Source organism: Niallia circulans, assembly GCF_003726095.1.
Lineage (GTDB): Bacteria > Bacillota > Bacilli > Bacillales > Cytobacillaceae > Niallia > Niallia circulans_A.
Map to the genome: position 1 here is coordinate 194692 of NZ_CP026031.1, position 14291 is coordinate 208982.

Annotated in this window: 14 protein-coding genes; 10 read left to right on the top strand and 4 right to left on the bottom strand. The window is 35.2% G+C overall.

What is annotated here, in order from left to right; all coding sequences use genetic code 11:
- Positions 1-80: 80 nt before the first annotated feature.
- The 5 genes from nagA to C2I06_RS00945 all read left to right on the top strand — a co-directional run bounded on the left by nagA (position 81) and on the right by C2I06_RS00945 (position 4706).
- The gene (gene nagA, locus C2I06_RS00925) at positions 81-1289 is read left to right on the top strand and encodes an N-acetylglucosamine-6-phosphate deacetylase (protein WP_123257269.1); all 1209 of its coding nucleotides are present in this window, start codon (positions 81-83) and stop codon (positions 1287-1289) included.
- A complete protein-coding gene (nagB, locus tag C2I06_RS00930; protein WP_095329958.1) occupies positions 1286-2038 on the top strand; it encodes a glucosamine-6-phosphate deaminase in 753 nt (250 codons plus the stop codon). The genes nagA and nagB overlap by 4 nt, the downstream gene beginning before the upstream one ends.
- Positions 2035-2754: a GntR family transcriptional regulator gene (locus tag C2I06_RS00935; RefSeq protein ID WP_095329957.1), complete on the top strand. Its 720-nt coding sequence runs from the start codon at positions 2035-2037 to the stop codon at positions 2752-2754. Before nagB ends, C2I06_RS00935 begins: the two co-directional genes overlap by 4 nt.
- Positions 2755-3070: 316 nt before the next feature.
- On the top strand, positions 3071-3835 hold the full coding sequence (locus tag C2I06_RS00940) for a LamB/YcsF family protein (protein WP_123257270.1): 765 nt from the start codon (positions 3071-3073) through the stop codon (positions 3833-3835).
- Positions 3836-4214: 379 nt separating this feature from the next.
- Positions 4215-4706 (top strand): RNA polymerase sigma factor, encoded by a 492-nt coding sequence (locus tag C2I06_RS00945; RefSeq protein ID WP_095329955.1) that lies wholly within the window; start codon positions 4215-4217, stop codon positions 4704-4706.
- A 96-nt stretch (positions 4707-4802) separates the two neighbouring features.
- Here the strand turns inward: C2I06_RS00945 and C2I06_RS00950 are convergent, their stop codons facing one another.
- Entirely contained in the window at positions 4803-6296 is a 1494-nt protein-coding gene (locus tag C2I06_RS00950) for a peptide MFS transporter (RefSeq protein ID WP_123257271.1), read from the bottom strand.
- 263 nt (positions 6297-6559) lie between these two features.
- On the opposite strand from C2I06_RS00950, the gene C2I06_RS00955 reads away from it, so the two are divergent.
- Positions 6560-7348 (top strand): hypothetical protein, encoded by a 789-nt coding sequence (locus C2I06_RS00955; RefSeq protein WP_095329953.1) that lies wholly within the window; start codon positions 6560-6562, stop codon positions 7346-7348.
- The gene (locus C2I06_RS00960; protein ID WP_095329952.1) at positions 7345-7788 is read left to right on the top strand and encodes a hypothetical protein; all 444 of its coding nucleotides are present in this window, start codon (positions 7345-7347) and stop codon (positions 7786-7788) included. Before C2I06_RS00955 ends, C2I06_RS00960 begins: the two co-directional genes overlap by 4 nt.
- Before the next feature lie 39 nt (positions 7789-7827).
- Here the strand turns inward: C2I06_RS00960 and rpe are convergent, their stop codons facing one another.
- From rpe to pepT, 3 genes are all read right to left on the bottom strand, one after another.
- Positions 7828-8472 (bottom strand): ribulose-phosphate 3-epimerase, encoded by a 645-nt coding sequence (gene rpe / locus C2I06_RS00965; RefSeq protein ID WP_123257272.1) that lies wholly within the window; start codon positions 8470-8472, stop codon positions 7828-7830.
- A 191-nt stretch (positions 8473-8663) separates the two neighbouring features.
- Positions 8664-9086, bottom strand: coding sequence for a hypothetical protein (locus C2I06_RS00970; RefSeq protein ID WP_123257273.1), 423 nt, complete (start codon positions 9084-9086; stop codon positions 8664-8666).
- 457 nt (positions 9087-9543) lie between these two features.
- Positions 9544-10776: a peptidase T gene (gene pepT / locus C2I06_RS00975; RefSeq protein WP_095329949.1), complete on the bottom strand. Its 1233-nt coding sequence runs from the start codon at positions 10774-10776 to the stop codon at positions 9544-9546.
- Positions 10777-10991: 215 nt separating this feature from the next.
- Here pepT and C2I06_RS00980 point away from each other — a divergent pair, with 215 nt between their 5' ends.
- From C2I06_RS00980 to C2I06_RS00985, 3 genes are all read left to right on the top strand, one after another.
- On the top strand, positions 10992-11597 hold the full coding sequence (locus tag C2I06_RS00980; protein WP_123257274.1) for a thioredoxin fold domain-containing protein: 606 nt from the start codon (positions 10992-10994) through the stop codon (positions 11595-11597).
- A gap of 139 nt (positions 11598-11736) precedes the next feature.
- On the top strand, positions 11737-11889 hold the full coding sequence (locus tag C2I06_RS24790) for a hypothetical protein (protein WP_163188539.1): 153 nt from the start codon (positions 11737-11739) through the stop codon (positions 11887-11889).
- 172 nt (positions 11890-12061) lie between these two features.
- Positions 12062-14131: a bifunctional aldolase/short-chain dehydrogenase gene (locus C2I06_RS00985; protein WP_123257275.1), complete on the top strand. Its 2070-nt coding sequence runs from the start codon at positions 12062-12064 to the stop codon at positions 14129-14131.
- Positions 14132-14291 lie beyond the last annotated feature (160 nt).

Consider the following 14291-nt stretch of genomic DNA (forward strand, 5'->3'; position numbering starts at 1 on the left):
AAGAATAAGTATAAATCAACTGGTATAGACATCTAGATATATAGATACGCATATTTTTAAAAAAAGGAGCTTTTAGAATCATGATAACGGATGAACCAAAAGAATTAATATTAAAAAATGTATGTATTTACACAGAAACGGAAGTTAATCCAAATGGGTATGTAGTTGTGAAGGAAGGGAAAATTAATTCGATTGGGTTAATGGACTCCTTCCTTGAAAAAGAATGGGAAAATGCACATATACTAGATTTTCCAAAGGGTATGAATTTAATACCAGGGTTTATTGATATTCATATCCATGGAGCAAATAATGCTGACGCAATGGATGCGTCACAGCAAGCCTTAGAAATTATGGCTGAGACATTGCCGAAAGAAGGAACAACAAGCTTTTTAGCAACTACCATGACACAAGAGGTAGAAAGTATTGAAAATGCGCTCACAACTATTGCCCAGTATGTCGAGACAGCTGATCAATCAGGAAAAGCAGAAATCATCGGGATTCACTTAGAAGGTCCCTTTATCTCCGAAAAGAGAGTTGGAGCACAGCCAGTCCAATCTGTTAAAAAGCCGAATGTAGAGTTATTTAAAAAATGGCAGACATTATCCAATAATCAAATCAAACTTGTTACGATGGCACCTGAGGAAGATGAAAACTTTGAGCTTGTTCGCTATTTAAAGGCAGAGAATATCGTTTCATCAATAGGGCACTCAGATGCAGTTTATGAGCAAGTATTATCAAGCATTCAAGCTGGTGTAAATCATGTTACTCATCTGTTTAATGGAATGAGAGGTCTGCATCATCGTGATCCAGGAGTTGCAGGCGCAGCCTTGCTCCATTCGGAGTTAATGGCTGAAATGATTGTCGATGGTGTTCATATTCATCCAGAAATAGTTAAACTTGCTTTTTTACAAAAGGGGGCTGAACATATCATTCTCATTACAGATAGCATGCGGGCAAAATGGCTTGCGGATGGTATTTCATCCTTAGGTGGGCAAAAGGTAATTGTTCGTGATGGAAAAGCGTTATTAGAAAATGGTGCTCTTGCGGGTAGTACATTAAAAATGAATGATGCTATCAATAATATGATGAAATTTACAGGATGCTCTTTACAGGATGTTGTCAAGATGGCATCTTATAATCCAGCTAAGCAAATTGGTGTCTTGGATAAAAAGGGAAGTATTGCAAAAGGTAAAGATGCAGATTTAGTCGTATTAGATGAAAATAATCAAGTGGCACTAACAATTTGTAAAGGGAAAATTGTATATTCGAATGGAGGATTTTCAGCATGAAATTAATTGAAGTTCAAAACTACGATGAAATGAGTAAAGTAGCAGCCAAAAAAATAATAGAGCAAATACAAACGAAGCCAAATAGTGTGCTAGGTCTTGCTACTGGGGGAACTCCAGTAGGAACCTATCAGTATTTAATAAAGGATTTTACGGAGAACCAAACATCCTATGAAAAAGTTATCACCGTTAATTTAGATGAATATGTTGGTTTAGAAGAGGATAATCCTCAAAGTTATAGCTATTATATGAAAGAACACTTATTTAATCATATAAATATTCCTGAAAATCAAACTCATTTGCCTTTTGCCAAAAATATTGATGATAAAGAAGCAGGAAAAAATTATGAGAAACTGATTGATTCTTTTGGTGGAATGGATATGCAAGTTTTAGGAATAGGTGAAAATGGACATATCGGTTTTAATGAACCAGGTACTTCGTTCTCTTCTACAACTGATGTTGTTCAATTAGCTGACTCGACAAGAGAGGCAAATGCTCGCTATTTTACTAGTATGGATGAGGTACCAACACATGCTATCTCTATGGGGATTTCCACTATAATGAAAAGTCGGAAAATCTTATTGCTCGTGTCTGGAGTGAAGAAGGCATCTGTGCTTAATCAGTTATTTCATTCCGATATAAAAGAGGATCTTCCAGCTTCTATTTTGAAAAAGCATCCGGATGTTACAATTATCGCTGATCAGGAGGCTTTATCTATTTTGAAAGAAAATAAAGGAAGTGTGTATAGTTGATCATTAAAGATTCACATATTCCTATCTATTATCAATTAGAAATGGAGATAAAAGAAATCATTAAAGAGCTAAAGCCTGGTGACCCTATTAGCTCGGAACGGGAGTTTTCCGAAAAATACGGTATTAGCAGGATGACGGTTCGTCAAGCTATTAATAACTTAGTAGCTGAAGGTGTACTTGTTCGTCAAAGAGGGAAAGGGACTTTTGTTGCTGCACAAAAGGTAGAACAAGAGCTTTCTGGATTAACAAGTTTCTCGGAAGATATGCATTCAAGAGGGTTAACACCAAAAACTAAAATTCTTGATTTTAAAATAATTCCTTGTCCAAGAGGCATTGCCAGTAAGTTGAAGATAGAAGAGGGCGACCAAGTTTATGAGGTTAGCCGATTACGGATTGCGGATGATATCCCAATGGCCCTTGAAACTTCCTACCTTCCAACGCTCTTGATTAAGGAGCTGCAGGAAGAGACTTTACATGGTTCTATATATGAATATGTGGAGCAAACTTTACATCAAAAGATTAGTCACGCTACCCAAACAATTGAATCAACGTTATCCCATAAAAATGAAAGTGCATCTCTTGGGATTAAAGAGGGGGCACCGGTGCTGCTGATGGAGCGTTTTAGTTATTTGGCTAATGGAACTCCTTTTGAATATGTGAAATCTATTTATCGCGGAGACCGGTATAAATTTATTATTGATATGAAGAGATCTTAATCACGATGCTAGATTACTACAAAGTAGTTACATGAACTGATGATAAAGAGATGGAGTCCCTACAAATAGAGACTGTATAAATATGGTTAGTAATTGCTTCTGACGACAGCATATTTAAAATAAAGTTTGATGAAAAACATAAATATAACAATGGAAATACGGTAGCCTCTTTGTAGGACTTCCGTATTTTTTTTGTAAAGTGAAAAGGGAAATAGTAGAGAAGAGGAGGTTTAGTCATCTGTATTCTAGAATTCATTATATTGGGGCTTGAGGTGAATAAATAGGGGAAGAAATTTACTAAATAGGAGGAGCCTATATGTCTATTGATATAAATTGTGATTTAGGGGAAAGCTATGGTGCTTATCGAATTGGGAATGATGAAACAATTATCCCCTATGTAACTAGTGTAAATATTGCTTGTGGTTTTCATGCCGGTGATCCAACTATCATGAGGAAAACGGTGAATCTTGCACTGGAGAATAAAGTGGCGATTGGTGCCCATCCAGGCTTTAATGATGTTCTTGGCTTCGGAAGGAGAGAAATAAATATATCACCCAATGAAGTATATGATATAGTCATTTATCAAATAGGAGCATTAGAAGCATTTGTGAAAGCAGAGGGCGGAACCTTGCAGCATATAAAGCCACATGGTGCGTTATATAATATGGCTGTGAAAGATGGACGATTGGCTGATGCGATTGCCAAAGCTATTTACAAGATAAATCCTGCGTATATTCTATTCGGTTTAGCGAACAGTGAATTGATTAGAGCAGGGAAACGTTATGGCTTAGAAACTGCTAACGAGGTATTTGCAGATCGAACTTATCAATCAGATGGAAGTTTAACCCCACGTACACATAAACAAGCTCTTATCGACTGCCCTAAACAGGCAGCTAAACAGATAATTGATATGGTTAAGAATAAAAAGGTTACCTCTGTACAAGGTGAAGAGATACCTATTCAAGCAGATACCATATGTATTCATGGTGATTCCACCCATGGTATATCCATTGTAAAAGAAGTAACATCTACGTTACTTCAATCGACAATAACCATCCGCAATTTTATGGAGAAAACATAAGGATTTCAATGTAGTATTGCTAAAAAACCCCCTCAACTAGAATGTTGGAAACTAATTACAATACCAAGAATTTAGTTACAATTAATGATCCGATGAAATAAATAGAAAATTAATCAATTTTTAAAGAAAAAACTGGAATTTTTATTACGTTAAGATGTATAATGTATTTCATTGATGTTACAATAAAGTAGTTTTGTAATTGCTTTGTAACAAAAAAGATAAATACTTTAGGATAGTAATAATTAAATGAAGAACTCGCAAGAAATACATACTTACTATTTAATAATGGAATAAAAAATGCTCTCTGGAATTTTAGTAATAGGAGTTTTTTGATTGTTATCTGTCCGTTGATTCACTGGTTTTGTTAGGGGTGGGGGAAATGGGTTCGATTGAAGAGCTCTATGAAAGATATAGTCAAGAATTAATTCATTTTCTGATCTATTTAGGGGTGAAAAAGGAAGAGGCAGAAGATTTAGTACAAGAAGTTTTTATACGATTGCTAAAAACAAAGTGTCTCTTTAAAGGGGAAAGTAGTGAGCGAACTTGGCTATATACAATTGCTAAAAATATTGCCATTGATCATTTTAGAAAACAAAAAAATTCCTATACCTTTGATTGTGAAATACCTATCCATATAAAGGATGAACAAGCTCTTCCTGATGAAGTTGCCATGAAGAAAGAACAGCTTGATTGGATTAAACATTTACTTTATTGTTGTACAGAAGATCAAAAAAAAGTAATTTACTGCAGATATTTAAAGGAATTGTCTATAGGAGAAACTGCTTTGAATTTGGGGTGGTCTGAAAGTAAAGTGAAGACGACACAGCATCGGGCTTTAAAATTGCTCAAAAAGAATTTAGTAGGCATATAAAGTCCGCAAGGTAACAGAAGGAGTTAAATGTGTTAGGGACAAATTTAACTTTCACTTACATTAAAAAAGTGGAGGCATATCCTCCACTTTTTTTGTTTACTTTATTCCTTTCATCTTGTTTTGAATCATAGGTGATAACAAGAAAAGGATAATACTTAAGAAAATAGCTACTCCTCCAAGAATACCGAAATATGCAACTTCAGATATTTTTGTGAATAATGGGGCGATTTGTGCATTTAGTGCTTGGGCAGCAGCACTGGATAAGAACCAAAGACTCATTGTCTGTGCAGAGAAAGCCGCTGGCGCCAGTTTAGTTGTAGCAGACAGGCCAACTGGAGATATACATAGCTCTCCAACTACTACTAGGAAATAGCTTAATACTAACCATAATGGGCTAACTAATGTGTTTACTCCGCTTAAATAAGCAGGTAACATCATAATGATAAAGGATAAACCGGCAAACAATAAAGCAATTGAAAACTTCTTAGAAACAGAAGGTTGACGATTTCCAAGCTTAACCCAAATCCATGCAAATACCGGTGCAAATATAATAATGAACAATGGATTGATTGATTGGAAAATAGTTGGTGAAAGACTAAATCCGCCAAACTCTAATTGTGTTCGTTTATCAGCATAGGCAGCAAGAATGGTTGATCCTTGTTCTTGAATCGCCCAGAACATAACGGCAGCTAAAAACAGTGGGATATAGGCAATCAATCTAGAACGCTCATCACGAGTAGTTTTTGGACTGCGATACATAACAATAAAATAAATAGCTGGAATTAAGAAGCCGAGAATTCCGACAATTGTGACAAAAGATTCGAAAGTTAAGATTTTCAATGGAATTAAAATAGCTAAAATGATGGCAATGACCACTATGCTAATACCAATAGAAGAATATACCTTTTTCTTTTCTTTTTTAGATAATGGATTTGGCACAAATGTACCAGCAAGACCTAAATTCTTCTTCTTTGTCATCATGAATACAATTAATCCACATAACATACCAATTGCAGCAAGTCCAAAACCAAGATGGAAACTATAATTCATTCCAATTTCGCCAACAATAATTGGTGACAGGAATCCACCAAGGTTAATTCCCATGTAGAATATACTAAAACCTGCGTCACGACGCGCATCCTCTGGACTATACATTTCTCCAACAATACTTGATACATTTGGTTTTAATAATCCTGTTCCGATAACAATTAAAATCATGGAAATAAAGAACATGGTAATACTACCCGGCACAGCTAATACAATGTGACCAAGCATAATGAATATACCGCCATAGAAAACGGCCTTACTTGTCCCAAATATTCTATCTGCAAACCATCCACCAATAATACCAGACATATAAACGAGTGAACCGTATATAGATACAATGGCAATCGCCGTACCTTCGGAAATACCTAATCCACCTTTAGATACTTCGTAGTACATATAATAAACTAGGATGGCTCTCATCCCATAGTAGGAAAATCTTTCCCAAAATTCTGTAAAGAAAAGTGTGAACAACCCTTTAGGATGACCAAAAAATCCCTTTTGGGGAACACTGTCCACAATTTTCTGTTTATTTAAATCTGACATTAAAGAAACCTCCTCTATTATTTTAATATAATACTGAAAAGATACTAGACTTGTCAAAAAAAATTTTGCTAGAACATAAAATTGGAATAATTTGTGGCTTTTTAGAGTCTGAATTCATAATAATCATTTTATTATGAAAAATAATAATGTTTTTAATATAATTTTTTTCGCTTCAAGTGAGTAGTTTTAATTTGATTCGAAATATATGTATAAAAAATTAGCAGAAGGAAGCATACTAGAAAAAAACGAGTTGGTGAGCACGGGTGCAACAATTCAATGAGCAAGCATATAGACATAAAAACATGAATATGTCTATTATTGGAACAAATTATTTAAGTGTAAGCAATCCTTTGATGCCACTATGGTGGGCTCTTGCCATGCCAGGTACTGGTCATATTATGGTTGGAAAGTTATTGATAGGAGTACTTTTATTTATATGGGAATTTTTGATTAATACACAGGCGCATTTAAATTTAGCTATTTTGTACTCCTGTATTGGCGAATTTCAATTAGCTGCTGAATCGCTGGATATAAGATGGTTTTTTTTCTATGTAGGAATTTATATTTTTAATGCATGGGATGCATACAGAATAACTACGGATATTAATCAATTTTCTAAGTTAGCTAAAGAGGAAAGATATCCACTAATGCCATTTGTCATCCATCCATTGGGAATCAATTATTTGCAGCGAGTAAATAAATGGGTACCAGTATTTTGGTCCATCATTACTCCAGGTCTTGGTCATTTAATTCTTAGAAACTTTTTAACGGGTTCATTTTTATTAGCTAGTCATCTAATCATAATCTACCATTCAAAAGCATTAGAAGGAATTTATTTCACTTGCAGAGGATTGTATGGTTTAGCGACCTCCATTATTAATATAGAATGGCTTCTGTTTCTGCCGTCCATTTATCTATTTGCTGCATGTGATACATATTACCATGCCATTGAAATGAATCAACTGTTTAGACTAGAACAGAGCCATTATCTTGAACAAAAATATTCTTTTTATCTTAAAAGAAACTTTAAAATAAAGGACAATAATCCATGAATATTATCTCCGTCTTTGATCATTCCTTAAAAGTCGAATTGGTACTACATGAATTAGAAAAACATCATATTCGCAAGGAAGATATATTTGTATCATCTCTTAATAAAAAAGGGGTAGAGAAAAAATATATGGATCCTTTCAATGCAGATGGTTTTAATATGTTCTTTGTTGCTAGTGTGAGTATGATTATGATGCTTTTGGGGACCATCTATGGATTTGTTCTTTATTTAGGTCCAATTCTTTGGGGATTAATTGGTTTAATAGCGGGAATTTGTATCACTATTCCGGTAGATTATTTGTATAAGCGGTGGAGAAATAAAGAAGAGATAAAGCCAAGTAAAGCGGAGTTAATTATCGTTATTCATTGTGAGGAGACTCAAGTAGCTTTAATAGAAAGTCTATTGTACCAACATCATACAATTGGGTTAGTTAAAATATAAAAAAAAGGAATCTAAATTTATAGACTCCTTGTTACTATTTTATCCACGTATTGCTTTAATTGCTTCTTCACGATTAGGATTGTTATAAATAAATGATCCGGCAACAAGAACATTCGCGCCTGCCTCTTTGACTAATACAGCAGTATCAGTATTAATACCACCGTCTACTTCAATATCAAGTGTTGGATTTAACAGATCTGCTAACTGACGTACTTCTTTAATTTTAGGAAGGACATTAGGAATAAAAGCCTGTCCGCCAAAACCAGGATTAACTGTCATTAATAGAACCATGTCAATATCTTCGATAATATGCTTAATCATTTCTACTGGCGTACTTGGATTTAATACTACTCCAGCCTTTACGCCCTGTTCTTTTATTAATTGAATAGTACGATGCAAGTGGCGAGAGGCCTCTACATGTACGGTGATGATATCAGCACCAGCCTTAGCGAATGCTGGAATATAAGCATCTGGATTTTCAATCATTAAATGAACATCTAATGGCAAAGTTGTCACAGGACGAATTGCTTCCACAATAAGTGGGCCAATAGTTATATTTGGTACAAAATGACCATCCATTACATCCACATGAATGTAATCAGCGCCACCTCGTTCTACATCTTTCACTTCATCCCCTAGCTTAGCAAAATCAGCGGAGAGAATGGAGGGTGCAATCTTAATCATTTGTATGCCTCCCTTTCTTAATCTATGTATTACATCAAAATTATAGCAGATTGTGAGATATCGAACAAGCTGATTGGATGCGCTTGCTTGTTTTTATGAAAGGTTGAGGATAAAAAATTGTAGCCACTTCGTTCGAATAAGAGGATAAATAGAAGTGGCTATCCATAAGTGAATCTCATCATAGTGAAGAATTATAGTTTAGTTATGATTTCTTTTTGAATATCAGCTGGTGCTGCAGCATAATTTGTTGAAATACATGTAATAAGCATTTCTTTATTCTTGTAGAAAGGTTCTTTGTTTTTATTATAATAAAAACGAACACTTTCTTCTTCTTTAAAAAATTCTTTCCCGATTTTTAATAGAGTAGTAACGGGTAGTTTCTCAAAGGAAACAGTGCTTACTTCTTCTTTTCTAGAAACTACAGGCTGTTCTTGGTCTGTATTCTTAAATTCGCTCACCAATTTTTTTAGAACTTTTTCTTGCGAGATTACTTGTTTCAAAAGTTTTTTACGAACTCTTTTTTTCTTCGATTGAAGTCCAAAAGTTTCTAATATATAGTGATGTAATTCTGTATTTTGTGTTACTTCTTCTTGCATCTTACTCATTGTATCCATTGCAAAACTCCTCTAATCTTTTCTTTCACCACTAAATCCATAGAAAATAGGGATTTGGCACTGAATCATTATATACTAAACTGTTAAAAGTACAAAATTTACTTCGGTTAACGAAATAAACATCTGTAAAAATAAGGTTAGCAAACTTAGAAAAAAAGGCATCAAAAGCCTTCTTTCAGACTGTCGACAAACTCCTAATTCGGTAATTAGGAGTTTGTCTTAGTTTATAAATATACATTATTTTAAATAAGAGTTAATTTCCGTTGCAGGGGTTCGCTTTCCGTGGGGCTCGCGCTGAGACGCTTCTGCCTAAAGGCCTGCAGGGTCTCAGACTGTCTCGCAGATCCCACAGGAGTCTCACCCCTTTCACTCCAATCAATGCATAATAATTCCATTTACATTTCCTAAATTCCTTTTGTCAACAAGCTGAAAGAAGGCATCAAAAGCCTTCTTTCCTTTATCCACGTTCTTCAAATAGGCGGACAATTTCTACGATTACATTTGTTGCTTTTACCATGTTATCGACAGAAATGAACTCATATTTACCATGGAAGTTTTCTCCACCTGTAAAAATATTGGGAGTTGGCAATCCCATATAAGATAACTGTGAACCATCTGTACCACCGCGAATTGGCTGAACAATTGGTGTAATACCGAGATTTACCATTGCTTGATAAGCTACATCCACAATTTCTTTTACGGGTTCAATTTTTTCCCGCATATTGTAGTATTGGTCGTTTAATTCCAGTTTTACTGTTTCGGCACCATACTTTTCATTTAACTCCGCTACAATTGTCTGCAGGATTCTTTTTCTCTCTTCAAAAGAAGTACGATCAAAATCACGGATAATATAAGCAAGCTTTGTTTCTTCCACGTCTCCCTCAAAGGATAGTAAATGATAAAAACCTTCATAGCCCTCCGTATATTCAGGTGCCTCATTTGCTGGTAAGCGGTTTTGTAATTCCATCGCTATTTTCATACTATTAACCATTTTTCCTTTTGCTGTACCAGGATGAACATTCGTTCCCTTCACTGTGATTTTTGCGCCAGCAGCATTGAAGCTTTCATATTGCAATTCGCCTAATGGCCCGCCATCAACAGTGTAAGCAAAATCAGCATTAAAGGCTTTTACGTTAAATTTATGTGGACCTCTGCCGATTTCCTCATCTGGTGTAAATGCCACTCTAATTTTACCATGTTTAATTGCTGGGTTTTCTTTTAAGTAAATAAGAGCTGTTACAATTTCGGCAATACCTGCTTTGTTATCTGCTCCTAGTAAGGTTGTGCCATCCGTTGTCAACAAAGTATGTCCTACGTAATTTTTTAATTCTGGAAAATCTTTAGGAGATAAAACGATATGTAAATCTTCGTTTAAGGTAATATCCTCCCCATCATAATTTTCCACTTTTTGTGGACGTACATTTTTACCTGTAAAATCAGTAGCAGTATCTAAGTGAGCAAGGAAGCCGATTGTCGGCACTTTTTTCTCAGTATTTGCTGGCAAAGTTGCCATCACATAACCGTTTTCATCAATCGTTACTTCTTCCATACCAATTTCTTTCAGCTCTTCCACCAATAAATTGGCTAATGTTAATTGTCCTGGTGTAGACGGACATTCTAAATTATTTTCATTTGATTGGGTATCGACAACTGCATACGATACAAAACGATTTATTATATTTTCTTTCATGCGATTCAACTCCTTTATCAGATAGTTTGATTTTATCATAGGAGGAATGAATAAGACGAATATTGTGAATTTATGCTAAAAAGTCTCCCATTTCAGTTGTCGTTGGTAAATAGGTATGTTCACAATTATGTTGAATTTAGTGGAGGATTGATGCTTTATTTACAGAGCTTTTTAGATAGAATATAGTTAATAGGGTTTGAAAAAGGAGATTGAGAATGAAAAGAAAAAATAGACCGATTATTATATTTAGTGTAATTGTGGTAATTATTATTATTTGTATCGCAGCTATATGGACACTAAAGAGTAAGGATAATGACGCAATTGAAGACATACAGAAAATAAATGCATCAGCTACTTTTAATCAACAAGAGGAAGAATATATCGTTTATTTCTGGCAAGCCACTTGTACATACTGTAAACAAATTGAAAAAGATGTTCTTTCTTTTAGCAATAACGGTGACACACCTATTTATGTTGTAGATATGCACGATGAAAAAAATGAATCGAGCTGGTATGACTGGGAAGAGCATCATAAAAAGTATGACCAAGTAATTGGGAAAATCGAAGACGGGAAAGAAGTATGGAATGAGGGCATAAACATAGAGAATTTCCAAAATGATAAAAATACTGCTTGGGGAATTGTCGCGAACGAAGAAAACCAAATCATTGCAACACATAATACTGCTTTCGGAAACGAAGTACCAGAAAACGCGGAAGAAATTGAGATTACAGGAACACCAACGATGATAAAAATCAAAGATGGGAAATTTGCAGCATATGCAGTCGGCGTGGAAGAAACTGTAGAAATGCTAGGGAAGTAAACAGTAAAGAAGCTTTAAGATAGGGTGAACCTGTCTTAAAGCTTCTTTTTTTGAAGAAGAGCGACAAAGTGACAGAATTCGGCGGGAGGGATGTTCATAAAAGGAATGAAAGCCAAAAAGTAGGACGGGAAAAAGAAAAGTGGCATTCATTAAAAGGATGAAAGCCCAAAAAACAAAAACATTCGGAAAAAGTAGTGTTCATGAAGGGAATGAAAGTCAGAAAGAAGAAGGTCAAAGAGAAAAGTGGCGTTCATCAAGCAAAAGAAAGCGAAAATACATCTTAACTCACTAAAAAACAATAATAAGCGAAAGCGTAACATAGATACACATCATATTCTTCCCTTTTAAGAGGATTAGTCTTTAAAAAGAGAAATAAAAACAAATAAACTATTTCAAAAACAAACAAACATATTATATAATGTATTTGGGGTATAAAAAAACAATTTCTGAAGGGAGAAATATTAATGGTACAGAATTTATGGAATAATGAAAAAGCTTCGCAGTTAAATAAGGGATTAGAAGAACTTGTATATCGTTCCAACTTAATCGGAACAGATCGAGCAGTATGTAATTGGGGTGGCGGTAATACTTCAATGAAAACAATCGAAAAGGATTTCCGTGGTAGAGACATAGAAGTAATGTGGGTAAAAGGAAGTGGTTCAGATTTAGCAACAATGAAAGCGCATAATTTTACTGATCTAAAGCTAGAGGATATAAAACCGTTAATGGAAAGAAAAGAAATGTCAGATGAGGAAATGGTTGCTTATCTATCTCATTGTATGATTGATCGTTCTCATCCAAGGGCATCTATTGAAACTTTATTACACGCTTTTTTACCGTATAAACATGTAGATCATACACATCCCGATGCTATTATTAGTATTTGCTGTGCTGATAATGGAAAACAAATTGCCGAAGAAATATATGGGAATCGTTTCGTTTGGGTACCGTATATTCGTCCTGGCTTCACCTTATCTAAAATGATTGCAGAAGGTGTGAAGAATAATCCAAATGCAGAATTAGTATTAATGGAAAAACACGGTCTTGTTGTTTGGGGAGAAACTGCCGAAGAAAGCTATAACAAAACAATTTCAATTATTAACGAAGCGGAAAAATATATTCATAATAAAATAGACGAGGAGCAAGTATTTGGCGGAGAACAATATCCTGCTTTAAATGAAGAAGAGGCAGAAGAAATTTTAAGCCAAGTAATGCCAGTAATCCGGGGCGCGGTTAGTGGAGAAAAACAAATGCTGTTAACCTACGATAGAGGGGCTGATGTGCTTCAATTTGTAAATAGCAAGGATGCGAAAACCTTATCACAAATTGGTGCAGCATGCCCAGATCATCTTGTACATACGAAAAGACAGCCTTTATATATTGAATGGAATCCAACAACGAAAGATATTGCTAGTTTAAAAGAAAAGATTAAATCAGGTGTAGAAGAATTTAAAAAAGAATATACATCGTATTTTGATAGAAACAAAGAGACTGGAGATCAAATTTCTGAAACTGCTCCGCGTGTTATTCTAATACCTGGCATTGGGATGGTTAACACTGGGAAGACACTAGCTATGGCAGCAGTAAGCGGCGCTTTATACCACCGTGCAATTTCTGTTATGAAGGGAACTACCACCTTAGGTAATTTCGTCTCGTTAAATGAAAATGAATCATTTAAAATAGAGTATTGGCCACTAGAATTGTATAAATTATCCCTTGCCCCGAAAGAAGCTGAATTCTCTCGTAAAGTCGCATTTGTTACAGGTGGAGCTGGTGGGATAGGCAGTGAAACATGTCGACTATTTGCAGAGCAAGGGGCACATGTTGTTATTGCAGATCTTAATATAGAAGGTGCCGAAAAGGTTGCAGCAGAAATAAATGAGAAGTATGGTTCCATGAGAGCATTAGCTGTTAAGATGGATGTAACAAAAGAAGATGCGGTGAAAGAAGCGTACAAGAAAACAGCTCTAACCTTTGGTGGTGTGGATATCATCGTCAATAACGCTGGTCTTGCTACTTCTAGCCCGTTTGACGAAACGTCTCTACAAGAATGGAATTTAAACTTAAATGTTCTTGGTACAGGGTATTTTCTAGTTGCAAGAGAAGCGTTCAAACAAATGAAGGAACAAGGACTAGGTGGAAGTATGGTCTTCATTGGTTCTAAAAACTCTGTCTACGCAGGGAAGAATGTTACGGCCTATAGTTCTGTAAAAGCAATGGAAGCGCATCTTGCACGATGTATTGCAGCAGAGGGAGGAGAATTCGGTATACGTGTTAATACTGTCTTACCTGATGCCGTATTACAAGGATCCGCTATTTGGGGCTCTAAGTGGCGTGAAGAGCGAGCAGCTAACTATGGAATTGAACCAGATCAATTAGAAGAGCATTATAAAAAACGGACCACTTTATTAGTTAATATTTTTCCAAAGGATATAGCGGAAGCGATTTGTTATTTCTCTTCCTCCAAAGCGGAGAAAACTACTGGATGCATGCTGACAGTAGATGGAGGAGTTCCAGCGGCCTTTACGAGATAATATTGGTTAGATTATTATTCTAATTTGTGCTTTTGAGAGCCTTAAAGAGATAAAGATAAGCATAAAGGAAGTGTGATTTCCATGAAAATCATACTTCTTTTTAATGTTAAATAAGGTAATATATGTTAATATGGTTTATGAATGTTTATTAAACTAACGG

Coding starts and splice junctions, on each gene's coding strand:
- C2I06_RS00980 (WP_123257274.1), top strand. CDS start 10,992: ATGAAAAGAAAAAATAGACCGATTATTATATTTAGTGTAATTGTGGTA.
- C2I06_RS00985 (WP_123257275.1), top strand. CDS start 12,062: ATGGTACAGAATTTATGGAATAATGAAAAAGCTTCGCAGTTAAATAAG.
- nagB (WP_095329958.1), top strand. CDS start 1,286: ATGAAATTAATTGAAGTTCAAAACTACGATGAAATGAGTAAAGTAGCA.
- C2I06_RS00950 (WP_123257271.1), bottom strand. CDS start 6,296: ATGTCAGATTTAAATAAACAGAAAATTGTGGACAGTGTTCCCCAAAAG.
- nagA (WP_123257269.1), top strand. CDS start 81: ATGATAACGGATGAACCAAAAGAATTAATATTAAAAAATGTATGTATT.
- C2I06_RS00940 (WP_123257270.1), top strand. CDS start 3,071: ATGTCTATTGATATAAATTGTGATTTAGGGGAAAGCTATGGTGCTTAT.
- pepT (WP_095329949.1), bottom strand. CDS start 10,776: ATGAAAGAAAATATAATAAATCGTTTTGTATCGTATGCAGTTGTCGAT.
- rpe (WP_123257272.1), bottom strand. CDS start 8,472: ATGATTAAGATTGCACCCTCCATTCTCTCCGCTGATTTTGCTAAGCTA.
- C2I06_RS00945 (WP_095329955.1), top strand. CDS start 4,215: ATGGGTTCGATTGAAGAGCTCTATGAAAGATATAGTCAAGAATTAATT.
- C2I06_RS00960 (WP_095329952.1), top strand. CDS start 7,345: ATGAATATTATCTCCGTCTTTGATCATTCCTTAAAAGTCGAATTGGTA.
- C2I06_RS00970 (WP_123257273.1), bottom strand. CDS start 9,086: ATGGATACAATGAGTAAGATGCAAGAAGAAGTAACACAAAATACAGAA.